Raw genomic sequence first — 22,371 nt, forward strand, 5'->3', positions numbered from 1 at the left:
GCACACTGGCAGGCATGTCCCCGCGCATGCTCCCCACGCCGCGCCGGCTGGTGCGCAGCCTGGCCGGACAGCTCTTCGTTGTCCAGGTGGTCATCGTCGCCGCCGTGGTGGCCGGGGGTGCCGTGCTCGCGTACCTGTTCACCGCCGGCCGGGCCGAGGACGCGGCCCGAGCCCAGGTCACCGCCGTCGCCCGGTCGGTCGCCGACTCGCCGTCCGTGCGGGCCGCCGTCGCCGGGCCCGACCCGACCGGCGTCCTCCAGCCCTACGCCGAGCAGGTGCGGGCCGACACCGGGGTCTCGTTCATCACGGTGATGGACACCGCCGGGGTGCGCTGGACCCACCCGCTGCCCGAGCAGATCGGCAAGACCTTCCTCGGCCACATCGACTGGGCGCTCGCCGGGGAGACCCGCAGCGAGACGTACACCGGCACGCTCGGCCCGTCCGTCCGGGTGGTCACGCCGGTGCTGGACGAGCGGCACCGGGTGGTCGCGCTGGTCAGCGCGGGCATCACGGTGAAGTCCATCTCCGCCCAGCTGAGCGGGCCCCTGCTGGCCCTGGCCGGTGTCGCGGTGGCCGCGCTGGCGCTCGGCGGGGTCGGCACCTACCTCGCCAACTCCCGGCTGCGGCGGCACACCCACGGCATGGGACCGGCCGAGCTCAGCCACCTCTACGAGTACCACCAGGCCACCCTGCGCTCGGTGCGCGAGGGGCTGGTGCTGCTGGACCGCCGCCACCGGGTGGTGCTCTGCAACGACGCGGCCCGCGAACTCCTCGGGCTGACAGGAGACTTGGAAGGCCTCCCGGTCGACGGTCTGGGGCTGCCGGAGGCGCTGGTGGCGGCCGTGCTCGGGGCGGAGCCGGTCCGGGACGAGGTCCACCTCACCGCCGAACGCGTCGTGGTGCTCAACACCTCCACCATCGGCACCGGCCTCGGCCGGGTCCTCACCCTCCGCGATCACACCGAACTGCAGTCGTTGAGCGGAGAGTTGGACTCCGTCCGCGGCTTCACCGAGGCGCTCGGCGCACAGGCGCACGAGGCCGCCAACCGACTGCACGCCGTGGTCTCGCTGATCGAACTCGGGCGTCACCAGGAGGCGGTGGAGTTCGCGACCGCCGAACTCGCCCTCGCCCAGCAGCTCACCGACCGCGTGGTCGCCGCCGTGGGCGAGCCGGTACTGGCCGCGCTGCTGCTCGGCAAGGCCGCCCAAGCCGCCGAGCGGGGAGTCGAGTTGACGCTTACCGAGGACAGTCGGATTGACGACGGCGTGCTGCCGCCCGGCCTCTCCGCCCGCGACCTGATCACCGTCCTCGGGAACCTGATCGACAATGCGGTGGACGCGGCGATCGCCGGCGCCGCCGAGAGCCCCGATCCACCCGAGGTCACCGTCACCGCCCGGATCGACGCCCTCCTGCCCGAGAGCAACCGGGCCGACACCCTCCCGCCCGAGAGCAACCGGGCCGACGTCACCCCGCCCGAGAGCGCCCGGATCGATGCCGCCGCGCCCGACGCCGCCCGGCCCGAGGGCGAGCACCTGCTGCTGCGGGTCGCCGACACCGGCACCGGCATCGACCCGGCCGCCGTGGAGGACGTGTTCCGGCGCGGTTGGAGCACCAAGCAGGACGGCCGCGGGCACGGGCTAGGGCTCGCCCTCGTGGCTCAGGCCGCCCGGCGCAACGGCGGCACCGTCGAGGTCGGCCGGGACCGCGGCGCGGTGCTCACCGTCCGGCTGCCGCTGAGCCGGCTGCCCCGCCGGCGTGACGCGGTGGCGTCGTGAGCCGCTCCCCGGGCCGGCCGGACATCGCGGGCCGGCCCGACATCTCCGTCCTGGTGGTCGAGGACGACCCGGTTGCCGCCGCCGCCCACACCCTCTACGTCCAGCGCGAACCGGGCTTCCGTGCCGCCGGCACGGTGCACAGCTGTGCGGACGCGCTGCGCTTCCTGGACCGCGCCCGCGCCGCCGGCCGGCCCGTCGACCTCACCCTGCTCGACCTCTACCTGCCGGACGGGCACGGCCTCCAGCTCTGCGGCACCCTGCGCGCTGCCGGCCACACCACCGACGTCATCGCCGTCACCTCCGCCCGCGACCTCGCGATGGTCCGCCAGGCCGTCTCGGCGGGCGTCGTCCAGTACCTGCTGAAGCCGTTCAGCGCCGCCGCCCTGCACGACCGGCTGGAACGGTACGCCCGCTACCGCGACACGCTCGCCCGCACCGGCCAGGCCACCGGCCAGGACGAGGTCGACCAGGCCCTCGCCCTCCTGCGCACCCCCGAACGCACCGCCCTCCCCAAGGGGTTGAGCGCCCCCACCCTGGACACCGTGGCCACCGTTCTGCGCGATGCCCGTACCGGCCTCTCCGCAGCGGCCGCCGGCACGGCGGCGGGCGTCTCCCGCATCACCGCCCGCCGCTACCTCGAACACCTCGTCGACACCGGCCTCGCCGCCCGCGAACCCCAGTACGGCAACGTCGGTCGGCCCGAACTCTGTTACCGCTGGACGGGCGGGGGCGGGTAAGGGCCGGCGGAGGACGGTGGCCGAGGGCGGCCGGGTGCCTGCTAGCGGGCCACGAAGGCGGTGAGCAGCGCCTGGACCTCGTAGATGTCGACGCCCTTGGTGAAGTTCTTCGAGATCGGCAGCGCCGCACCCGAGACCCATATCTTCAGCTCGGCGTCGAGGTCGAAGGTCCCGGCGGTCTCCACGGCGAAGTGGGTGATGCTGCGGTAGGGGACCGAGTGGTACTCGGTCTTCTTGCCGGTGATGCCCTGCTTGTCGATCAGGATCAGCCGCCGGTCGGTGAACAGGAAGGTGTCGCGCACCAGCTGGTAGGCGGCCTGCACCTGCTCGCCCTGGCCGAACAGCCGGGAAAACTCCTTCTGGGCCTCGGCGTTGTCCACCCGGTGTGCGTTGCCGAAGAGCGCCATGCGCGGTCCTTCCGTCAGGCACCCGCCGCGGGTGCGTCGGGCACCGAGTCTGGCACGGCGGCGATCTCGGGTCGGAGTGGGCCCCTGGTCGGAACGGCCGGGCGAGGTCGGCCGGGTGGCCCGGACGGGGGTCGGGCGGCCGTCCTGCGGCTACCGGCGTCCGGCCCGTACGAGGTACTGGTCCTCCGCGTCCGTGTAGCTGTCCAGTCGCCAGCCGGCGGCGGTCAGCAGGGGGCGGAGGTTGGGCTCGGCGCGGAGGTCGTCAGGGGTGAGCTCGCGGCCGTGGCGGGCGGCGAGGGCGGCGCGGCCGATGGGGTGGAAGAGGGCGAGCGTGGCGCCGGGGCGGCTGACGCGGGCGAGTTCGCGCAGAGTGCGGGCCGGGTCGGGGAGGTGGGAGATCAGGCCGGCGGCGAAGACGGCGTCGAGGGTGGCGTCGGGGAGCGGGAGGCGGGCGCAGTCGGCGAGCAGCAGGGTGGCGGTGCCGGGGTGGCGGGCGTCGGCCTCGTGCAGCATCTCGGGGGTGACGTCGGCGCCGAGCACCCGGCCCTCGGGGCCGACCGCCGCGCGCAGTAGAGGGAGCGCGCGGCCGGTGCCGCAGCCTGCGTCGAGTACGGAATCGCCCGCCCGCAGGCCGAGTCCGGCGATCGCGGCGGCGTAGCGGGGGCCGTCGTCGGGGAAGCGGGCGTCCCAGCCGGCGGCGCGGGCGGCGAAGAACTCGCGGGTGCGGGCCAGTTCGGCGGCGTACGGGGAGGTCGGAGGCGTGGACGGCGACATGCGGCGAGCGTAGCGCCCGGCCGTAACCTGCGGCCCGGCCGATCGTTGGGGAATCGGGCTCCCCGTCACTCGCTCGGGTGGTTCTCGTGCCCCGCGGCGCTCCCGCCCAGGTCAGGGAAGTAAAGTTAGGCTTACCTAACTTCTTGGGAGTCCGTCTTGACGCTCGCCGCCGTCCCCGCCACCGGGTCCGCTGCCGTCCCCGCCCAGGCCCAGGGCGGCGACGCCATTCTGCGCCGCCAGCGCGTCCGCGAGTCCGCCGCCCGCACCTACGCCCGCTCGTTCCCGATCGTCCCGGTGCGCGCCAACGGCATGACGGTCGAGGGCGCCGACGGCCGCCGCTACCTGGACTGCCTCTCCGGCGCCGGCACCCTCGCGCTCGGCCACAACCACCCGGTCGTCCTGGAGGCGATCCGCCGCACCCTCGACAGCGGCGCGCCGCTGCACCTGCTGGACCTCGCCACCGCCGAGAAGGACGACTTCACCACCGCCCTGTTCGAGAGCCTGCCGCGGGAGTTCGGCGAACAGGCCCGCGTGCACTTCTGCGGACCCGCCGGGACGGACGCCGTCGAGGCCGCGCTCAAGCTGATGCAGACCGCCACCGGCCGCTCCGGCGCCCTCGCCTTCACCGGCGCCTACCACGGCATGACCGCCGGCGCCCTCGCGCTCACCGGCAACGTCGCCGTCAAGGAGCCGCTGCCGGGCGGCGGCGAGGTGGTCCGGCTGCCCTACCCGTACGGCTACCGCTGCCCGTTCGGGGTCGGCGGCGAGGCGGGAGCCGGCCTCGCCGCCACCTACGCCGAGCGGCTGCTGGACGATCCCTCGGGCGGCGTGGTCCGGCCCGCCGCGATGGTCCTGGAGGCCGTACAGGGTGAGGGTGGCGTCGTCCCCGCCCCCGACGAGTGGCTGCGCGCGATGCGCCGGATCACCGCCGAACGCGGCATCCCGCTGATCGTCGACGAGGTGCAGACCGGGGTCGGCCGCACCGGCGCGATGTGGGCGGTCGAGCACAGCGGGATCGTCCCGGACGCCATGGTGCTCTCCAAGGCGATCGGCGGCAGCCTGCCGCTCGCCGTCGTCGTCTACCGCGCGGAGTACGACGGCTGGCGCCCCGGCGCGCACACCGGCACGTTCCGTGGCAACACCCTCGCCATGGCGGCCGGCGCGGCCACCCTCCGGTACGTCGCCGCGCACGGCCTGGCCGACCGGGCCGCGCTGGTCGGCGCCCGGATGACCGAGCGGCTCCGCGCGCTGGCCGGCGAACTCCCGGTGATCGGCGACGTGCGCGGGCGCGGGCTGATGATCGGCGTCGAACTGGTGGACCCGGCCGCCGAACCGGACGCCTGCGGGGCGCGCCCGGCGGCGCCCGCGCTCGCCGTCAAGGTCCGCGAGGCCTGCCTCGCGCGCGGGCTGATCGTCGAACTCGGCGGCCGGCACGACGCGGTGCTGCGTCTGCTCCCGCCGCTCACCATCACCGACGAGCAGGCCGACGCCGTCCTCGACCGGCTCGCCGACGCCATCGCGGCGGCCGCCCGGGCCGTGGGCGCCACCGGGACCGGGAGTGCCACCGGGGCGGGCCGCGCGCCCGCCCGTGCCGCCGACGGCGCGGTCGACGGCACGGCCGTCGCTGCGGCTGTTGCGGAGGCCCGGTGAGCGGCCCGGGCTTCTCCGGGGTGCCGGAGCAGCCCGAGGAGCCCGGCCTCCCCGACGACCCGGCGGCCCCGCCCGACGCGCTGGCCGGCGGCGTGGCGGGCCCGGCCGCGCTCGGACCGCTGCTGGCCACCGTGCTGGACGCGCTGGACGCCGGCGCCGCCCGCCGCGGCGGCCCGCTGCCCGCCGGGCACCCGGCCGGGATCGCCGCAGCCGTCACCGACGGGCTGGCCGCCGCCCACGGGCCGCAGGCGCTCGCCACCCTCACCGAACTGCTCACCCACGGCGCCGCCGACCCCGCCGACCCGGCCTGCGCCGCCCACCTGCACTGCCCGCCACTGGCCGTCGCGGCCGCCGCCGACCTCGCCGTGAGCGCGCTCAACCCCTCCCAGGACTCCTGGGACCAGGCCCCCGCCGCGACCGCGCTGGAGACCGCACTGCTCGCCGAACTCGCCGCCCTGGTCGGCTACGACCCGGCCCACGCGGCCGGCGTGCTGACCTCCGGCGGCACCGAGTCCAACCTGATGGGCCTGATGCTGGCCCGGGACCAGAAACTCGACGGCATCGTGGAGCTGGACGGAATCCCGGCCGGCGCCGCACCCCGGATCATCGCCTCGCAGGCCGCGCACTTCTCCGTCCAGCGCGCCGCGGCCCTGCTCGGCCTCGGGGAGCGCGCCGTGATCCCCGTCCCGGTCGACCGCGAACTGCGGATGGACCCGGACGGGCTGGCGCGGGCCCTGGCCGAGACCAGCTGGGCCGGCCGGACCCCGATCGCCGTCGTCGCCACCGCCGGCACCACCGACACCGGTGCGATCGACCCCCTGCACACCGCCGCCGACCTCGCCGCCCGATACGGCGCCTGGCTGCACGTCGACGCCGCCTACGGCGGCGGCGCGCTGCTCTCCGACCGGCTCGCCCCGCTGCTCGACGGCATCGCCCGGGCCGACTCCGTCTCCCTCGACTGGCACAAGCTCGGCTGGCAGCCGGCCGCCGCCGGGGTCTTCCTGGTGCGCCGCGCCGAGACCTACGTCTCGCTCGCCCGCCGCGCCGAGTACCTCAACCCGGCCGACGACGAACGGGCCGGCTACCCCAGTCTGTTGGGGCAGTCGCTGCGCACCACCCGGCGGGCCGACGCCTTCAAGATCGCCGTCACCCTGCGCACCCTCGGCCGCGCCGGACTCGGCCGGCTGGTCGACGCCTGCCACCAACTGGCCCTGGACACCGCCGAGGCCGTCCGCGCCGAACCCGAACTGGAACTCCACGCCGAACCCGTCCTCACCACCGTGGTGTTCCGCTACCGCCCGCCCGGCGGGCAGGGCGGAGCCGCGCTCGACGCGGTCAACGCCGAAGTGCGCCGGACCCTGCTGCGCACCGGCCGCGCCGTCGTCGGCCGGACCGAACTGCCCGGCGAGGGCCCGGGCCGGGTCCGCCTGAAGCTGACCCTGCTCAACCCGCACACCACCGCCGCCGAGGTCGGCGAACTGCTGCACGCGATCGTACGGACCGGGCGGGACGTCCGGCCGGCGTAGCGCCGGGCCCCGGGCGGCCGAGTGCCTGGCGCGGCCGGTCCCGGCCGCAGCGCGCCGCATTCCAAAACAACGCCTTTTCCCCGGAGGGATGTTGGAGGAAGGCACACTGGCGTGACATGCTGTCCGGGGGATATTCGGCCGCCCCCGAAAAGGCTCCGTGGACATACGTTTCCACGGGAGTACAGGCCGATTCCGGCCGCCCGGTGATCAGATTTCGCCAACCCCCTGGCAGGGCTTGCGGAGATCCCGAAGAGCGGCGGTAACTTCATGTGGTCGCCGCCCCACCAAGAGCACACGGCTCCTCGGTGCAGGCCGCCTGACCAGGCGCGCGCCATCCACATGCGGTGAGCTCACCCCTACAGCCGAGTGAACTCCGCCTATCCGTCATGCACTTCGGTGAACCCCGGTAAAAACCGCGTGAACCACGTGAGACCAATCCTTTGACCAATCCTGCGAAGCGGAGGCAAGGCATGCGCGAAACCCTCCCGGGCGAAAGCGCCGTCACCATCGAACCGGCCACGTATGAGGCACTGCCGTTCTCCGGCCGTTGCCGGGACATCTGGCGCCGCGGCGACCACCTGCTCATCGGCGTCAGTCCGGGAAACAGCTATTTCAGCCACCGCCGAATAGCCGAACTCATCGGGTGGGGGAAGGAGTTCTTCGAGAGAATCGACATCGTCCACGCCGACCTGCACGTCGAGGCGCAGTTCGAGAGCTTCGGCTACACCGCCGAGCACGCCCGACGCCGGGCCGCCAAGGAGGTCAAGGCCACCGCCCGGCGGATCGCCCGCGGCGCCGAGGAGGCCGGCCGGCCCGACCGCGTCCGGACGCACGCGCTCTCCGAGTTCACCGGCCACCCCGCCTACCGGCGGCTGCACCGGCAGGCCCTTGACGCACTCGCCACCGACGGGGTGTTCCGTGAGGCCGCCGAGGGCATGGCGCGCGGGTTCCTGGCGGCCCGGATGGACGAGGGCCTGGTACCGAACGAGCCCCAGCTCGCCGCCGGGCTCCGGTACATCGCCGCTGAGCTGCCGTTCTTCCTGGACACCCCGGCGCTGCTCGGCGTGCCTTCCTCGGTCAGCTGCTACCACCTCCAACTGCCCCTCACCCCCGTTCTGTTCGGCCGCGACGAGGGGCTGCGCGCGGCGCCCGGCCAGGGGTACGCCGTGGTCCGTCCGGCGTCGCCGACCGCGTCCGCCCCGTCTGCCCCCGCTGCCGCCTCCGTCGTCGTCGCGCCTGCGCACGCCGCCTGAAGCCGCGAGACCCCCGAACCGCGACCGCGAGACCGGATTCCCAGAGCCATTCCCGCACCCCGCACCTTGCAGCACCCCGCACCCGCACCCTGTACCCCGCATCCGCACCTGGAGCACACCTGTGACCGACCTGACCTTCCCGCTCTCCCGCAGAGGCGACGTCCTTCCCGAGGAGGCGCGACGGCTCCGCGAGGAGCGGCCCGTCGCCCGGGTCCGCACGATGACCGGCGACCCCGCCTGGCTGGTCAGCAGCTACGAGCTGGCCAAGCAGGTACTGGAGGACGAGCGGTTCAGCCTCAAGGACACCGCAAACCCGGGCGTCCCCCGCCAGTACGCGCTGACCATCCCGCCCGAGGTGGTCAACAACATGGGCAACATCAACAGCGCCGGCCTGCGCAACGCCGTCATGAAGACCCTCTCGCCGCGCGCCGACCGGGAGTTGGACGGCTGGCTGCAGGCCGAGGCGCACCGGCTGATCGACGCGCTGGTCGACCAGGGTGCCCCCGGCGAACTGCGGGACGGCTTCACCGACCCCTACTCCGCCGCCCTGCACTGCCGGTTGCTGGGCATCCCCACCGACGACTGGCGGCGGCTGATGGCCGGCATCGATGTCGCCTTCCTCACCAGCCCGGTGCCGTTCGAGGGCGCGGCGGCCAACTGGTACAAGGACCTCGGCTACATGCTGGACCGGCTCAACGCCGACCCGGAGCCCAAGGACGGCCTGCTCGGCCGGTTCGCCGAGCTGCGCCGCTCGCCCGAGGTCTCGGACCAGGTCGGTGACGAGCTGCTGGCCACCGTCGCGCTGTCGCTGTTCGGCGCGGGTGCCGTCTCGACGTCCTCGTTCCTGCTGCACGCGATCATCTACCTGGCCCGGCAGCCCGCACTGGCCGAGCGGCTGCGGCGGGAACCCGCGCTGATCGGCCGCGCGGTGGACGAGCTGCTCCGGGTCAACCTGTCGATCGGCGACGCACTGCCCCGGATCGCGCTGGCGGATGTGCGGCTCGGCGAGGTGGAGGTGAAGCAGGGCGAGCTGGTGCTCGTCCTGATCGAGGGTGCCAACTACGACCCGGCGGTCTTCCCGGATCCGGAGAAGATCGACTTCGGCCGGGCCGACAACCCGCACCTGGCCTTCGGTGGGGGCCGCCACTTCTGCCCGGCCTCGGCGCTCGGCCGCACCCATGCCGAGATCGCGATCACGGCGCTGGTCGAGCGGCTGCCGGGCCTGCGGCTCGCCCTGCCGGTCGAGCAGCTGGCCTGGCGGCCGGGGTTCATCAAGCGGCTGCCGGAGCGGCTGCCGGTCGTCTGGTGAGACCGGCCGGCGGCTGTGGCCCGTCGGCAGGTGGGACCTGCGCCAGGTGACCGGCGACGGCTGAGGCCGGCCGGCAGGTGGGAGGACCCGCCTTCCGGTGAGGTTGGAGGTGGGGGCCTGAGACCGGGGCCCCGCAGGGGCGAGGGCGGTGCCGGGAGGGCCTACCGGCCGAGCAGGATGTCGCGGGTGCGCTCCCAGCACTCCGGGTCGGCGGCGACCAGCAGGCCGTCCTCGCCGCCCGGCGCCTCCGGCCGGTAGGGGCTGCCGTCCAGGCGGGCGGAGACGCCGCCGGCCTCGGCGACCAGCAGTGAGCCGGGGGCGTGGTCCCAGGGGAGGGTGCGCCAGTAGAGGATGAAGTCGAGGGCGCCCTCGGCGACGTCCGGGTACTCGATCCCGGCGGCGTGCCGGCCGGGGGTGACCTCGCCGAACGCCGTGGCGTTGGCCTCCACCTGCCGGCGCCGGTCCGGCTCCAGGAAGCGGCTCTTGACGGAGCCGCACCACTTGGCGGGTTCGCCGGGCGCGGGCGTCCGGGTGAGGCGGTGGCCGTTGCGCCAGGCGCCGGAGCCCAGCTCGGCGGTGTAGCCGGTGGCGGTGGCGGGCTGCCAGATCCAGGCGGCGACGGTCTGGCCCGAGCGGACCAGGGAGGCCATCACGGCGTACTCGGGGCGGCCGGCGATGAAGTTGGACGTCCCGTCCACCGGGTCGACCAGCCAGACGGCCGGCTCGGAGTGGAGTGCCCGGGCGAGCCCGGGGTCGGCGGCGACGGCCTCCTCGCCGACCACCGGGACGGGAAGCAGCTCGCGCAGCCGCCGCTCGATGATCACCTCGGCCTCGCGGTCGGCGATGGTGACCACCTCGCCGGGGGCCTTCTCCATCACCTCGCCGGCGGCAAGCGCCCGGAACCGCGGCTCCACCACCTCGGCCGACGCCTCGGCGAGGATCTCGGCCACCCTGTCCATCAGCACGTGCGCGCTCCCTTCGCTGGCTACCACTCTCGCACGCTTGTGCGGCGGTGACCTGCGGCAGCCCCCTCGGGCGGGGGAGGGGCGGGCGACGGCTGCCGGTGGTCGACCGGGTGACGGCGTTCAAAATCTGTCGGCTGAAGATTGTCCGTCCGCCGTCCGCCGTCCGCCGTCCGCCGTCCGCCGTCCGCCAGCCGTGAGCCGCCAGCCGTGAGCCGTGGGCCGCCGCCCCTGAACCGTGAGCTGCGAGCCGCCAGCCGTCACCCGCCCAGGTAGTGGAACCCCGGCCGGGGGTGCATCAGGAAGTCGTGGTGCGAGATGTTCCACCCGTACGCGCCCGCCATCGCGAAGAGCACCCGGTCCGCCGTCCGGAGGCCGTCCGCGCTCGTCGCGGCGCGGGCGAGGACGTCCTTCGGGGTGCAGAGCTGGCCGGCCAGGGTGGCGCGGCCGGTGGTGACCGAGGGGCGCGGCCAGGGGTGCGGCCAGGCGTCGACCGGCAGCACGGCGAAGGGCTGGTCGTGGCCGCGGGTGGCCGGGGTGCGCAGGTGGTGGGTGCCGCCGCGGACCACCGCGAAGTCCTCGCCGTGGCTCTGCTTCACGTCCAGCACCTCGGTGGCGTACCAGCCGCAGTAGGCGGTCAGGGCGCGGCCCGGTTCGATCCGCAGGGTCAGGCCGGGGTGCCGGTCGAGCAGCTTGCCCAGGCCCTCGCCGAACTCCGCCCAGTCGAAGCGCGCCCCGGGGTCGTCGTAGTCGACGGCCATGCCACCGCCCACGTTGACCTCGTCCAGCGTGAACGCGTGCCGTTCCGCCAGCCGGGCCGCCCAGCCGACGATCTGCTCGGCGAGGGTCAGTTGCTCGGCCGCCGCCAGCCCGCTGGCCAGGTGCGCGTGCACGCCGCGCAGTCGCAGCCGCGGGCGGAGCGGGGCGAAGGGGCCGAGCGGATCGGTCAGCAGGCGGGCGCAGGCCTCGGCGCGGTCCGGGTCCAGGCCGAACGGGGTCGGCCGGCCGCCCATCGCGAGTGCCACCGTGTCCAGCGCGCCCGAGCCCACCGGGAGGTTGACCCGCAGCAGCACGTCCACGGAGGCCTGCGGCCGGTCGTCGGTCAGGACGGCGGCGAGCCGGTGCAGCTCCTGTTCGCTCTCCACGTGCCAGCGGTGCACCCCGGCGTCCACGGCGGCCGCGATCTCGGCGGGCGTCTTGCCGGGCCCGCCGAAGGCCAGCGGTGCGCCCGGTACGGCCTCCCGGACGTGCGCCAACTCGCCGCCGCTGGAGACCTCGTAGCCGTCGACCGCGCCCCGCAGCGCGGTCAGCACGGGCGCGTCGGGGTTGGCCTTGGCGGCGTAGTACAGCTCGACGCGCGCGGGCAGCGCGGCCCGGACGGCGGCGGCGTGCGCGCGCAGCGCCGCGAGGTCGTAGACAAAGGCGGGCAGGGCGTCCGGTGCCAGTGCGGCGACGTGCCGGCGGACGGCGTCGGTCATCGGGGTCTCCTCCACACGGTCGGGGGCGGTCATCGGGCACTCCAGGCCGGCGTCCGCGGGGCCGGCGTCCGCGGGGCCGGCCTCCGCACGCCCCGCGCCGGCAGGTGCGCGGCCTCCGCGAGGACGGTGCGGGCGAGCGGGGACGGCAGCCGGACGTAGCCGGCCTCGCGGTCCGGGCGGCGCTCCCAGCGGGTCAGCAGGTTGGCCTTGGCGGGCAGTGGCACCCCGGCGAGCAGGGCGCGCAGCCTGGGCGGGCGGCCGTGGGAGGCGGCGTACTCCTCCAGGACACGCCGGACGGCCTCCCAGAGCGCGCCCTCCGCCTCCGGGTGGAGGTCGGCGAGGGCGGCCAGCAGCTCGGCCACGTGGTTGACCAGCAGGCAGTAGACCACGCGGTCCCAGCCGCGCTCGGCGTCGTAGGCCATCGGGCCGGCCACCTCGGGCGGCAGTGCGGCGAGCAGGGCGGTGTTCTGGTCCGGGACGAGCTTGGTGCCCTCCAGGTCGCGGAAGAGCACCTGGGCCGGCCACCCGGCCGCGTCCACGCCGATCAGCACGTTCTGCAGATGCGGTTCCAGCACCACGCCGTGGTCGAAGTAGGCCGCGAGCACCGGCGGCACGAGCAGCCGCAGGTAGGCCGTCCACCAGTCCAGGGCGTCCTGCGCGGTCGCGTCCGGCCCGAGCAGTGCGGAGACGTGGGCGGAGCTGGTCGGGTGCTCGTCGGCGACGGCGGCGGCCAGCAGCGGGGTGACGCCGGGGCGCAGGACGCCCGCGAAGCCCTCGCGGACGATCAGGCCGAACCCCTCGTAGAGGGCGCGGTCCGGGAGGCCGTCCGCGCCGGGCAGGGCGAGCGTGCGGAAGGCCGGTTCGCGCAGCATCGCGGCGTCGGGGAACCGCTCGGCGAGGTCGGCCAGCGCGGGAGCGAGCAGCCGGGTCAGGGCGACGGCGCCGGTCAGCTCGTAGGCGGCGTTCTTGCGGAGGCAGTTGGTGATGCGCACGTTGAGGCTGAACTTCAGGAACGCGCCCGCGCCGTACAGGGTGCGAACCGAGGCGGTGGCGGTGAACGGCTCGCCGCCGGGGCCGAGGTCCAGGATGTCGCCGCGCTCCAGCGCACCGCGCAGCAGCGGGTGGTCGGTGAGCAGTTGGTACTGCCAGGGGTGGGCGGGCAGCAGCCGGTAGCCGTCCGGCACCTCGTGCGCGCCGTCCGGCAGGCCGTCCAGCAGCCCGTCGAGGAGCCCGGTCGCCGCCCGGTCCGCCGAGCCCTCGGCGATCAGCTGCTCCCGAACGGCCAGGTACCGCAGCCGGAACGCCGCGCGCGACTCCGGCGCGTACGACTGCCAGTCGCCGCGCTCGGCGGAGCGGGACTTGGGCGCGGGGTGGAACCGGTGGCCGAAGAGCAGGGCCTGCTCGGACTCCAGGTAGCGGTCCGCGCCGGGTGCCGGGCGGCCTTCGAGGGCGTTCCGGACGACCTCGTGACTTGACGTCAGCTGGCCGAGGAACTCCTCGTTCACCGTCCCGGTGCGCAGCTCCAGTTCGTCCCGGACGTACCCGGCCAGCGTCCGCCAGTCCAACTCGGCCCAGCCGTCGCCCCGTTCCTCCTGCACCGGACCGGTGAAACGGTGTGCGCCGAGCAGTGAGGTGCGGCGCAGCGCGATCCGGAGCAGGGCGCCGCGCCGCGGGAGGCGCAGCAGCAGGCGGCCGTCGGTGACGGCGGTCTGGTGCTCGGGCGCGGAGACCTCGCGCAGCAGGCAGTTGAGCAGGGTGTGGGCCACCGCGTGGTCGGCGGTGGGGAGTTCGTGGGTCATCGGTGACTCCAACGCTTGCGGGAGGGGACGGCGAGCAGTGCGGCCGCGGCGGCGGCCAGCAGTGCGGCGGCGGTGCCGGCCAGCACGGGGGAGGCGGCGCCGAACCGGCCGTTGGCCAGCGCCGCGACGGCGCCGGCGGCCACGGCGCCGCCCTTGGAGATGAGTTCGAGGGTGCCGAACATCCGGCCCGGTGCCCGGCCGCGGGCGGCCTCGGCGGCCAGCACCGAGAGGCAGACCAGGCCGAGTGTGAGCCCGGCGCCGAGCAGCAGCCGGACGGCGACGAAGGCCGGCAGCGAGTGGGCGACGGCGTGCCCGGCCAGGCCCAGCGCGACGAAGCCGAAGCCGAGCGCGATGCCGGTGTGCGGGCGGGTGAGGAAGGCGGTGTGGGTGCGGGCGGCGAAGGCCAGGTAGCACAGGTGGGGCATCGCGAACAGTATGCCGGTCGTGGTCCCGGAGACGCCGGGCAGCCGCTCCTGCGCCAGGGATATCAGATAGGGGAAGGAGATCACGGTCGCGAAGACGAAGGCGAACTCGAAGGTGTAGAGCACGGCGAGCGGCGCCCGCCCGGCCGGCTCGGCGCCCGCGGCGGGCGGCCCGTCGCCGGACGGGTCCTCCTCCTGGCCCGTCCGGACCGGCCGGGCCGGTTCCGGCAGCAGCGAGAGCAGGACGGCGGCCGCCAGCGGCAGGGCCGCCATCAGCAGGTACTGCCGGTGCGGGTCGATCCACGGCGAGAGCACGCCGACCAGGATCGGCGCGGCGACCAGCGCGGCCCGCGCGCTGCCCTGCATCAGGGTGAGCGCCCGGGACAGCTGCGAACCGTCGAGCGCGGCGGCGAGGTAGCCGTTGGTGGCGGCGAAGGTACCGCCGAGGAAGCCCTGGAGGACGAGGGCGAGGGTGAAGGCGGGCAGGCTGTCGGCGGCGCCGGCCAGCAGGAATGAGACGGCGAGCCCGAGTTGGGCGCGGAGCAGCAGCCGCTTGCGGCCGAACCGGTCGGCGAGCCGCCCCCAGAGCGGGGCGCCGAGGCCGCTGAACACCGTCGGCACGATGTAGAGCACGCCGGCCCACCGGCCCTGGGGGTCACCGAGCGTGGGCAGGATGGCGGTCAGGTACGGCGGCAGGCCGAGCGCGGCGAAGGAGGCGACGAAGTAGCAGGCGGCCACCGCGTGCACCTGGCGCCGGCCGAGCCCGCCGGTGCGGGCGGTGCCGCTCCCGGGGTGCGCGGCGAGCGCGTCGACCGTCATCGGAGCCTTCCCCGGGGGGAGGAGACGGGCGGCAGCAGATAGTTGGGGCCGTCGGTGTAGTGCTTGTTGATGTCCGCGGCGCCCGAGCGCTGCTTCGTGAGCAGGGTCCCGGCCGTGACCATGGCCTTGACCGGCAGCCGTTCGGCGTCCAGCAGCGCGGCGCGCAGGGGTTCGCCGGCCGGTCCGGTCCGGTCGACGGCCTCGGCCAGTCGCTTGCGCAACAGGGCGAGCAGGTCGGCGAGTTCGCCGCGGCCGTGCGCGGCCAGGCCGAAGGCGAGGGCGCCGGTGCAGAGGTGGCCGGTGATGGTGGTGAACAGGTCGGTCAGCGGCCGGTCGTCGTCGCCGAAGATCCTGGCGTCGTCGAACTCGTCGCGTCCTGGGGCGAGTTCGCCGAGTGTGGCGGCGAGCCGGGCGGTGTGGACGCGCGGCCCGTCGTCGTCCTTGTAGAGCAGGCGCAGGCCGCCGTCCTCGTCCAGCACCAGGGAGGTGTTCTGCTGGTGGGACTCCAGGGCGATGCCGTAGCCGAAGAGGGTGGTCTGCCAGTCGAGCAGCAGCTCCAGCAGGGCGTCGAAGAGGGCGACGGGGTCACCGCCGTGGAAGCGGTCGGCGAGGTGGTCGATCACCAGGCGCCCGCCGGGGGCCGGGGCCAGCAGGGCGGCCAGCGGCACCGTGACGGATCCGCCGGGCTGGGCGGGGTAGCGGCGGAGCAGCACGGCGAGCAGCTCGTGCCCGGCGTGTGCCCAGCTCTGCTCGTCGGCGTGCAGGATCCGGCCGGCGAAGCGCGGTTCGCGCTTCAGCACGGCCTCGATCAGCCGCTGGCCGGCGGCGCCGTCGAGCAGCGTGCCGGGCTTGATGGTGCGGCGGTTGAGCCGGCCCAGGGTGGCGGTGGCGAGCGGGAGTTTGAGGTGGTGGACGGGGTCGTCGGCGACGGCCACGGTCCGCATGGAGAGGGTGGGCAGCGCGGTGAGGTACGGCCGGTCGGCGAGTACGGCGCGGCCCGCCAGGCCGGAGGCGTCCAGGGCCTCGGCCAGTGGTGCGCCGACGGTGAGCGGGTGGACCGGCAGGGTGGCCCAGGCCGCGTCGCCGCCCGGGAGGCCGAGGCCGAGCCGGCTCGGGGTGGGCCACCAGCCGGGCAGCGGCCGGTCGCCGTGGGTGGTCAGCTCCCCGGCGGGGACGGCGAGCCAGCGCAACTCGAAGGACGGGTGGAACTCCGGTGCGTAGGAGCGCAGTTGCGCGTCGGTGAGGCCGGACCGGCCGCGCGCGGTCGGGTAGACCGGGTGGTCGAGGTAGGCGGCGAGGGTGTCGTGGCCGAGGGCGGCGGCGGGGCCGGTCCAGTGTGCCGGGTCCGTGCCGTACAGGTCGGTGAGCGCGGCGTGCACCCCGGCCCGGGCGCGGTCGTGCAGCTCCATGGTGGCGAGGGTCTGCCGGCACTCCTCGGCGAAGGCCGTCCAGCCGGGCCGGTCCTGCGCCTCGGCGAGGCCGGCCAGGGCGGTCACGACGGTGTCCAGGCCGTCGAGCCGGGCGCCGTCCAGCTCCAGCAGCGGCAGCCGGGCGGCGTACTCGCTCTGGAAGCCGTCGGCGTCGACGGGCAGCGCCAGGCGGGCGTCCGCGAGGACGAGCCAGCGGCCGTCCGGCCGGTCCTCGGCCGTGCTGCGGGTGCGCAGCCCGAGTACGTCCTCGCGCAGCAGGGCGGAGAGCACCCGGAGTGCCAGGGCGTCGGACGCGGCGGGGGCTGCGGACCGCTCGGGCGCGGCAGCGGCGCCGGAACGCTCGGACGTGGCGGAGTCTCCGGGAGTGGCGGAGGTGGCAGGAGCCCTGTCGGCAGACGTGGTCACGGCGTGATCTCCCAGCGGTTGGCCGCGACGAAGCGGGCGACGGCGGCGTCCACGGTGGTCTGCTCGGGGCCGACGGCCCAGATCACGCCCAGGTAGTCCCGGTTGGTGCGGTAGTGCTCGTGCCGTTCGCCGAGCGGGCGCAGCGGCCGGTAGGCGAGCCGGACGCCGTCGCGCTCCTCGTCGTACGGGCCGGGGGCGGCGGTGAGGGTGCCGGCGCGGTCGGCGCAGACCACCTCGTTGCGGGCGCGCAGCGGGGTGGCGGCGCAGCGCTCGGCGAGGTCGGCGGGCAGTTCGCGGCCGAGGTGGGCGGCGAGGATGTGCTCGAACAGCGGTATGCCGAGGATCTCGGCGAGCATGAGGTCGCACTGGTCGCCGATGGCGCGGTAGTTGACCTCGATGATCCGGGCGCGGCCGTCCGGCTGGACGACGAACTCGGTGTGGCAGGCGCCGAGTCCGACGCCGATCGCGTCGAGCTGGGCGAGCACCTGCTCGACCACCGCGGCCGGGTGGGCGGGGACGAACTCCAGCACCTCCTCGATGAAGTGCGGGGGCGGGGAGAGCCTGGTCCGGAAGCCGCCGAGGACGTGGCGGCGCCGCCCGTCGCCGAGCGTCTCCAGGGTGCACAGCTGCCCGTCCAGGAACTCCTCGACGACCAGCGCGGCGCCGGGCCGCCGGTGCTGGATCTCCTTGCAGCGCAGCACCAGCTCGTCGGCGTCGGCGACCAGCGAGACGTCCTCGCTGGCGACGCCCTCACGCGGCTTCACCACGACCGGGTACGGAAGGTTCGCGTCCCCCAGCAGGGACGGGTCCTGTCCGGGGTCGAGCTCGACCGAGCGGACGGTGTCCACGCCGGCGGCGGCGAGGTGGCGGCGCAGCTCGCCCTTGTTCTTGGCCCGCAGCGCGGCCTTCCAGTCCTTGGCCGGCAGCCCGAAGTACCCGGCGACGAGGGCGGTCTGGGTCTGCAGGTGGTCGCTGTTGCTGAACACGGCGAACGGCGCACCCGCGGCCCGGCCGGCGCAGGTGTCGGTGTCCGCTCCGGTGTCGGCGATGGCGACGGCTCGGGCGGCACCGGCGACGGGACCGGCGGCCCGGCCGGCGTCGGGCCGGGGGGTGTGGTGCCGGGTGATCAGTCCGATCACCTCACGGAAGTCCCGGACGTCGCACTCCACCACCTCCGGCGCGGACTCCAGCTCGGCGTAGGCACGTCGGTGGGGTTCGGCGTGGTCGGTGAGCACCGTGACATCGAGCCCGAGCCGGGCGGCGGCCGGCAGGAACCCCTGGGTGACGGAGTCGGTGGGGTTGAGGGCGAGCAGGTAGAGCCGCATGTCGGCGCGGGTCCTCTCCATGGGGTGGGGGAGCGGGGCGGTCCCCGGGGGCGGGCTCCGCATGGCCCGCCCCCGAACGTCAACGGGTACTGGCCGGCTGCTACTTGGGCGCGTCGACGCCCGCGGCCTTGGCGATGTCGCCGAGCATGGCGTCGGCGGCCTGGACGCCGATGCCGGACATCCAGGTCTCGTCCGGCACGTTGAAGACCTTGCCGTTCTTGACGGCGTTCAGGCCCTGCCAGACCGGGGTGCCCTGGACCTCGCTCTCCTTGGTCTTGGTCGGGTCGTCGGCGACGGTGACGAAGACCAGGTCGGCGTCGGCCTGGTTGATCTGCTCGGCGCTGACCTCGATGATGTTCTGGTCCACGTCCTGGGAGGCCGGGCGGGCCAGGCCGACGTCCTTCAGCACGACGCCGCTGTAGGACGACTTGGCGTACAGGCGGGTCGGGCCGGCCACGAAGCGGACGACCGAGGCGGTCGGCTCCTTGCCGCCGTTCTTGGCCTTGATCGCCTCGCCCAGCTTGGCGGCGCGGGCCTCGTAGTCGGCGAGCGCCTTCTTGGCCTCGGCCTCCTTGCCGAGCGCCTGCGCGTAGAGGGCGAGGTTCTCCTTCCACGGGAAGCCGGTGGTCTCGGCGAGCACGGTCGGCGCGATGGCGTTGAGCTTGTCGTAGACCTTGGCGTGCCGGACCTTCGAGGAGAGGATCAGGTCGGGCTTGAGGGAGGCGATCAGTTCCAGGTTCGGCTCGTTCATCGGGCCGACGTCCTTGGTGTCCTTGGTCTTGTCCTTGAGGTAGTTCGGGAACCCGCCCTCGGTCTTCATGTGCGGGGAGACCGCGCCGACCGGCGTGATGCCCAGCAGGGTGACGTCGTCCAGCTCGCCGCTGTCCAGGACCACGACGCGCTTGGGCTGGGCCTTGATCTGGGCGGTGCCCGCGGCGTGGCTCACGCTGCGGGGGAAGACGGCGGCGGACCCGGCGGACGCGGCGGAGTCGCCGGCCGGCTCGGCGGCGTCCTTGGTGTCACCGTTGCTGCCGCACGCGGCGAGCAGGGTGGTGGAGAGCGCGACGGCGAGGACGGCGACGGGGAGCCTGCGGGCGCGGCTGGAGCGGTTCAAGGCGGTTCCTTGTCTCGGGGGCGGGGTGGTCGGACGCGTCCGGCGGGTGCCCGGACGGATCCGGGCGCCGCCGGACGGATCCGGGCAGGGCGGGGGCGGCCCGCGGGTGTGCGCGGGCGGCCGGAGGACGGGGGCCGTCAGCTGGTGACGGCGGCGGTGCGCGGCCTGGTCCGGGCTCGCGGCACGACCAGCGGCGTGCCGGTCTCCGGGTCGGGCACGACCAGGCAGGGCACCTGGAAGACCTCCTCCACCAGTTCGGCCGTCAGCACCTCGGCGGGTGCCCCGGCGGCGGCGAGGCGGCCGTCCTTGAGCACGACCAGGTGGTCGGCGTACCGGGCGGCCTGCCCGAGGTCGTGCAGCACCATGACGACGGTGCGCCCGGCCTCGGCGTGCAGGTCGGAGACCAGGTCGAGGACGTCCAGCTGGTGCCGGAGGTCGAGGAAGGTGGTCGGCTCGTCGAGCAGCAGCAGGTCGGTGTCCTGGGCGAGGGCGAGCGCGATCCAGGCGCGTTGGCGCTGACCGCCGGAGAGCCGGTCGACCTGCTGGTCGCGCAGCTCGGCGGTGCCGGTTCGGGCGAGTGCGTCCTCGACGGCCGCCTGATCGGCCTTGGACCATGGGCTGAGCATCCGCTGGTGCGGGAAGCGGCCGAGCCGGACCAGCGACTCGACGGTGATCGCCTCGGGGGTGACCGGCTGCTGGGGCAGCAGTCCCATCCGCTTGGCGAGTGTCCGGGCGGGCATCCGGTGGATGTCGGAGCCGTCCAGGGTGACGGTGCCCGCGGCGGGGTCGAGCAGCCGGACGAGGCCGCGCAGCAGGGTGGACTTGCCGCAGGCGTTGGGGCCGACGATCGCGGTGACGGCGCCGCCGGGAAGTTCCAGGTCCAGCCCGTCCACGATCACCCGGTTGCCGTAGTGCAGGTGCAGTCCGTGGGCGGCCAGGCGGTTGGCCGGCGTGCCGGCGGTCCCGACGGCGGCGGTGGTGGGGTCAGCGGTGCTGGTGGGGTCGGCGGTGCTGGTGGGGTCGGCGGTCATCAGCTGCTCCTCTGGGGAAGCCGGCCCTGGCGGATCATCAGCACCAGGAGCCAGGGCGCGCCGAGCGTGGCGGTGACGGCACCGACCGGCAGGCCGTGGACGGGGATCACGTGGAGCACGAGCAGGTCGGAGGAGAGCAGCAGCACGGCGCCGGTGAGGGCGGTGAGGCCGAGCGTGCCGAGGGTGGGCGGGCCGGCGAGCAGCCGGACCAGGTGCGGCACGGCGAGGGCGACGAAGGCGACCGGTCCGGTGAGGGCGGCGGCGAGCGAGGCCAGTGTGATGGTGAGCAGCAGGAGCAGCACCCGGTCGCGGCCCGGGTCGAGGCCGAGCCCGCCGGCCGAGTCGTCACCGAGGTCGAGCACGGCGACGCGCCGCTGGGCGAGCAGCGCGGCGAGCGCGGTGAGTGCGATGGCGGCGCCGCCGATCCGGACCTCGGTCCAGTCCCGGCCGTAGAGCGAGCCGGTGGTCCACTGCATCGCGGAGGAGGCCAGCTCGGCCGGGAACCGCACGATCATCAGGTTCACGGCGGCGGCCAGGCCCTGCTGGACCGCCAGGCCGACCAGCACCAGCCGGGTCACGGCCATCCGCGAGCGCCAGGCGAACCCGCCGAGCAGCAGTGCGGCCAGCAGACCGCCGCCGAGCGCGGCGAGCGGGATCAGCTCCTGCGAGGCGCCGGTGGCGAGCATCAGCACCGCGCCGAAGGAGGCGCCGCCGGTGACGCCGATGGTGTCGGGGGAGGCCAGCGGGTTGCGGAAGAGCCGCTGCAGCATCGAGCCGGCCACCGCCAGCCCGGCGCCGGCGATCAGGGCCGAGACCACGCGGGGTGCGCGGAACTCCTGCACCACCAGCACGTTTCCGGCGTCGCCGAGCCCGGCCAGGGCGCGCAGTGCGTCCCAGACGGACATCTTCACCTGGCCGGTGCCGAGTGCGACGCCGGTCAGCAGGACGAGCAGCGCGGCGGCCACCAGCGACCAGGCGGCGGTCCTGGCCCGGCGCCGGGCCATGGTGGTGCCCGCCGGGGGGTTCGGGGTGAGGACGCTCATCGGGCCACCTTCCGGGCCAGCACCGCGAGCAGCGGCGCGCCGAGGAAGGCGGTCACGATGCCGACCTCGATCTCGGACGGCCGGGCCACCACACGCCCCAGCACGTCGGCGGCGAGCAGCAGCACCGGACCGGCGATCAGGCAGCCGGGCAGCAGCCATCGGTGGTCGTTGCCGAGGAGCGGCCGGACGAGGTGCGGCGCGGCCAGCCCGATGAAGGCGACCGGCCCGGCGACGGCGACCGCGCCGCCCGCCAGGAGCACGACGGCCAGCCCTCCGAGCACCCGGATCCGGGCCACCGGCACGCCGAGCGACTGCGCGGCCTCGTCGCCGAGTGCCAGCGCGTTGAGTGCGGGGGCGACGGCGAACGCACCGACCAGGCCGAGGACGAGGAACGGCAGGACGGGCGTCAGGGTGTCCAGGTGGCGCCCGGCGATCGAGCCGGCCAGCCAGAACCGGGCCTCGTCCAGGGTGCGGTGACTGGCCAGCATCAACGCCGACGTCCACGAGGTGAGGACCACGGTGAGCACGGTGCCGCCGAGTGCCAGCCGGACGGGGTCGAGATCCCCGCCGCGCCGGGACATCGCGTACGCGGCCACGGCGGCGACGGCCGCGCCGGCGAAGGCGAACCAGACGTACTCGACCGGCCGGGTGAGCCCGAAGGTGTAGATCGCGGCGACGACGGCGAAGCTCGCGCCCGCGTTGATCCCGAGGGTGATCGGCGAGGCGAGCGGGTTGCGGGTGACGCCCTGGGCGACCGCCCCGGCGACGCCGAGGGCCGCGCCGAGCACCAGGCCGGTGATCGTCCGGGGGACCCGAAGGCCCGTCACCACGTCGGCATCGCCACCGGATCCGGATCCGGTGAGGGCGTCGAGCACGGTGGAGAGCGGGATGGCGCGGGAGCCGAGCGCGAGGCTCAGCGCGGCGCACAGCACGAGCGCGGTGGCTCCGGCGGCCAGCAGCAGGGGCCGCCGGAGCGCCGAGGTCCGAGGCGGGGCCAGGGCCGTGGTGGCCGGTGGGTCGGTGGTGAACACGAGACGAGATATTAGGTTAGGCAAACCTAAGTTCGTCAAATCCGTCCGGGGGTGACCCAGGCGGGGGTGGCACAGTCGAAG

The 22,371-nt window shown here is 75.0% G+C and carries 18 protein-coding genes; 6 read left to right on the plus strand and 12 right to left on the minus strand.

All coding sequences use genetic code 11. From position 1 onward, the window contains the following. Nucleotides 1-14: 14 nt before the first annotated feature. Together ACZ3YO_RS06590 and ACZ3YO_RS06595 are read left to right on the plus strand one after the other, a co-directional pair. Nucleotides 15-1,775, plus strand: a complete 1,761-nt coding sequence (locus tag ACZ3YO_RS06590) for a sensor histidine kinase (RefSeq protein WP_465565653.1) — start codon at nucleotides 15-17, stop codon at nucleotides 1,773-1,775. Further along, nucleotides 1,772-2,512: a response regulator gene (locus ACZ3YO_RS06595; protein WP_465565656.1), complete on the plus strand. Its 741-nt coding sequence runs from the start codon at nucleotides 1,772-1,774 to the stop codon at nucleotides 2,510-2,512. Before ACZ3YO_RS06590 ends, ACZ3YO_RS06595 begins: the two co-directional genes overlap by 4 nt. A gap of 41 nt (nucleotides 2,513-2,553) precedes the next feature. On the opposite strand, the gene ACZ3YO_RS06600 is transcribed toward ACZ3YO_RS06595, so the two are convergent. Both ACZ3YO_RS06600 and ACZ3YO_RS06605 read right to left on the minus strand, forming a co-directional pair. Further along, nucleotides 2,554-2,919 carry a PH domain-containing protein gene (locus ACZ3YO_RS06600; RefSeq protein ID WP_465544674.1) on the minus strand — a complete coding sequence of 122 codons (366 nt, stop codon included), beginning with the start codon at nucleotides 2,917-2,919 and terminating at the stop codon, nucleotides 2,554-2,556. A 150-nt stretch (nucleotides 2,920-3,069) separates the two neighbouring features. Then, nucleotides 3,070-3,693, minus strand: a complete 624-nt coding sequence (locus tag ACZ3YO_RS06605; RefSeq protein WP_465565660.1) for a class I SAM-dependent methyltransferase — start codon at nucleotides 3,691-3,693, stop codon at nucleotides 3,070-3,072. Between the two features lie 156 nt (nucleotides 3,694-3,849). Here ACZ3YO_RS06605 and ACZ3YO_RS06610 point away from each other — a divergent pair, with 156 nt between their 5' ends. The 4 genes from ACZ3YO_RS06610 to ACZ3YO_RS06625 all read left to right on the plus strand — a co-directional run bounded on the left by ACZ3YO_RS06610 (nucleotide 3,850) and on the right by ACZ3YO_RS06625 (nucleotide 9,431). Beyond that, the gene (locus tag ACZ3YO_RS06610; RefSeq protein ID WP_465565663.1) at nucleotides 3,850-5,343 is read left to right on the plus strand and encodes a diaminobutyrate--2-oxoglutarate transaminase family protein; all 1,494 of its coding nucleotides are present in this window, start codon (nucleotides 3,850-3,852) and stop codon (nucleotides 5,341-5,343) included. Further along, entirely contained in the window at nucleotides 5,340-6,869 is a 1,530-nt protein-coding gene (locus tag ACZ3YO_RS06615; protein WP_465565665.1) for a pyridoxal phosphate-dependent decarboxylase family protein, read from the plus strand. The genes ACZ3YO_RS06610 and ACZ3YO_RS06615 overlap by 4 nt, the downstream gene beginning before the upstream one ends. Before the next feature lie 470 nt (nucleotides 6,870-7,339). Further along, nucleotides 7,340-8,122 carry a tRNA-dependent cyclodipeptide synthase gene (locus ACZ3YO_RS06620; RefSeq protein ID WP_465565667.1) on the plus strand — a complete coding sequence of 261 codons (783 nt, stop codon included), beginning with the start codon at nucleotides 7,340-7,342 and terminating at the stop codon, nucleotides 8,120-8,122. Nucleotides 8,123-8,243: 121 nt separating this feature from the next. Continuing rightward, complete coding sequence (locus ACZ3YO_RS06625; protein ID WP_465565670.1) at nucleotides 8,244-9,431, plus strand: cytochrome P450; 1,188 nt, start codon at nucleotides 8,244-8,246, stop codon at nucleotides 9,429-9,431. A gap of 161 nt (nucleotides 9,432-9,592) precedes the next feature. On the opposite strand, the gene ACZ3YO_RS06630 is transcribed toward ACZ3YO_RS06625, so the two are convergent. The 10 genes from ACZ3YO_RS06630 to ACZ3YO_RS06675 form a co-directional block, all read right to left on the minus strand. Continuing rightward, a complete protein-coding gene (locus ACZ3YO_RS06630; protein WP_465566286.1) occupies nucleotides 9,593-10,390 on the minus strand; it encodes an inositol monophosphatase family protein in 798 nt (265 codons plus the stop codon). 263 nt (nucleotides 10,391-10,653) lie between these two features. Then, the gene (locus ACZ3YO_RS06635) at nucleotides 10,654-11,904 is read right to left on the minus strand and encodes a type III PLP-dependent enzyme (RefSeq protein WP_465565673.1); all 1,251 of its coding nucleotides are present in this window, start codon (nucleotides 11,902-11,904) and stop codon (nucleotides 10,654-10,656) included. After that, complete coding sequence (locus tag ACZ3YO_RS06640) at nucleotides 11,901-13,670, minus strand: IucA/IucC family protein (RefSeq protein WP_465565676.1); 1,770 nt, start codon at nucleotides 13,668-13,670, stop codon at nucleotides 11,901-11,903. Before ACZ3YO_RS06640 ends, ACZ3YO_RS06635 begins: the two co-directional genes overlap by 4 nt. After that, entirely contained in the window at nucleotides 13,667-14,911 is a 1,245-nt protein-coding gene (locus ACZ3YO_RS06645) for an MFS transporter (protein WP_465565679.1), read from the minus strand. The genes ACZ3YO_RS06640 and ACZ3YO_RS06645 overlap by 4 nt, the downstream gene beginning before the upstream one ends. Further along, nucleotides 14,908-16,623 carry an IucA/IucC family protein gene (locus tag ACZ3YO_RS06650; RefSeq protein WP_465566288.1) on the minus strand — a complete coding sequence of 572 codons (1,716 nt, stop codon included), beginning with the start codon at nucleotides 16,621-16,623 and terminating at the stop codon, nucleotides 14,908-14,910. Before ACZ3YO_RS06650 ends, ACZ3YO_RS06645 begins: the two co-directional genes overlap by 4 nt. A gap of 119 nt (nucleotides 16,624-16,742) precedes the next feature. Further along, the gene (locus ACZ3YO_RS06655; protein WP_465566291.1) at nucleotides 16,743-18,071 is read right to left on the minus strand and encodes an ATP-grasp domain-containing protein; all 1,329 of its coding nucleotides are present in this window, start codon (nucleotides 18,069-18,071) and stop codon (nucleotides 16,743-16,745) included. Nucleotides 18,072-18,171: 100 nt separating this feature from the next. Continuing rightward, a complete protein-coding gene (locus ACZ3YO_RS06660; protein ID WP_465565682.1) occupies nucleotides 18,172-19,185 on the minus strand; it encodes an ABC transporter substrate-binding protein in 1,014 nt (337 codons plus the stop codon). A gap of 137 nt (nucleotides 19,186-19,322) precedes the next feature. Beyond that, entirely contained in the window at nucleotides 19,323-20,216 is an 894-nt protein-coding gene (locus tag ACZ3YO_RS06665) for an ABC transporter ATP-binding protein (RefSeq protein WP_465565685.1), read from the minus strand. Continuing rightward, complete coding sequence (locus ACZ3YO_RS06670) at nucleotides 20,216-21,259, minus strand: FecCD family ABC transporter permease (protein ID WP_465565688.1); 1,044 nt, start codon at nucleotides 21,257-21,259, stop codon at nucleotides 20,216-20,218. The genes ACZ3YO_RS06665 and ACZ3YO_RS06670 overlap by 1 nt, the downstream gene beginning before the upstream one ends. Then, a complete protein-coding gene (locus ACZ3YO_RS06675; RefSeq protein WP_465566294.1) occupies nucleotides 21,256-22,257 on the minus strand; it encodes a FecCD family ABC transporter permease in 1,002 nt (333 codons plus the stop codon). Before ACZ3YO_RS06675 ends, ACZ3YO_RS06670 begins: the two co-directional genes overlap by 4 nt. Between the last annotated feature and the right edge of the window lie 114 nt (nucleotides 22,258-22,371).

The sequence above is a fragment of the Kitasatospora sp. NPDC022785 genome, from assembly GCF_055561295.1.

Excerpts from the sequence above, each read along its gene's own strand:
- ACZ3YO_RS06665 (WP_465565685.1), bottom strand. The coding sequence starts at position 20,216 with ATGACCGCCGACCCCACCAGCACCGCCGACCCCACCAGCACCGCTGAC.
- ACZ3YO_RS06635 (WP_465565673.1), bottom strand. The coding sequence starts at position 11,904 with ATGACCGCCCCCGACCGTGTGGAGGAGACCCCGATGACCGACGCCGTC.
- ACZ3YO_RS06620 (WP_465565667.1), top strand. The coding sequence starts at position 7,340 with ATGCGCGAAACCCTCCCGGGCGAAAGCGCCGTCACCATCGAACCGGCC.
- ACZ3YO_RS06600 (WP_465544674.1), bottom strand. The coding sequence starts at position 2,919 with ATGGCGCTCTTCGGCAACGCACACCGGGTGGACAACGCCGAGGCCCAG.
- ACZ3YO_RS06630 (WP_465566286.1), bottom strand. The coding sequence starts at position 10,390 with ATGGACAGGGTGGCCGAGATCCTCGCCGAGGCGTCGGCCGAGGTGGTG.
- ACZ3YO_RS06605 (WP_465565660.1), bottom strand. The coding sequence starts at position 3,693 with ATGTCGCCGTCCACGCCTCCGACCTCCCCGTACGCCGCCGAACTGGCC.
- ACZ3YO_RS06590 (WP_465565653.1), top strand. The coding sequence starts at position 15 with ATGTCCCCGCGCATGCTCCCCACGCCGCGCCGGCTGGTGCGCAGCCTG.
- ACZ3YO_RS06670 (WP_465565688.1), bottom strand. The coding sequence starts at position 21,259 with ATGAGCGTCCTCACCCCGAACCCCCCGGCGGGCACCACCATGGCCCGG.
- ACZ3YO_RS06655 (WP_465566291.1), bottom strand. The coding sequence starts at position 18,071 with ATGCGGCTCTACCTGCTCGCCCTCAACCCCACCGACTCCGTCACCCAG.
- ACZ3YO_RS06640 (WP_465565676.1), bottom strand. The coding sequence starts at position 13,670 with ATGACCCACGAACTCCCCACCGCCGACCACGCGGTGGCCCACACCCTG.
- ACZ3YO_RS06645 (WP_465565679.1), bottom strand. The coding sequence starts at position 14,911 with ATGACGGTCGACGCGCTCGCCGCGCACCCCGGGAGCGGCACCGCCCGC.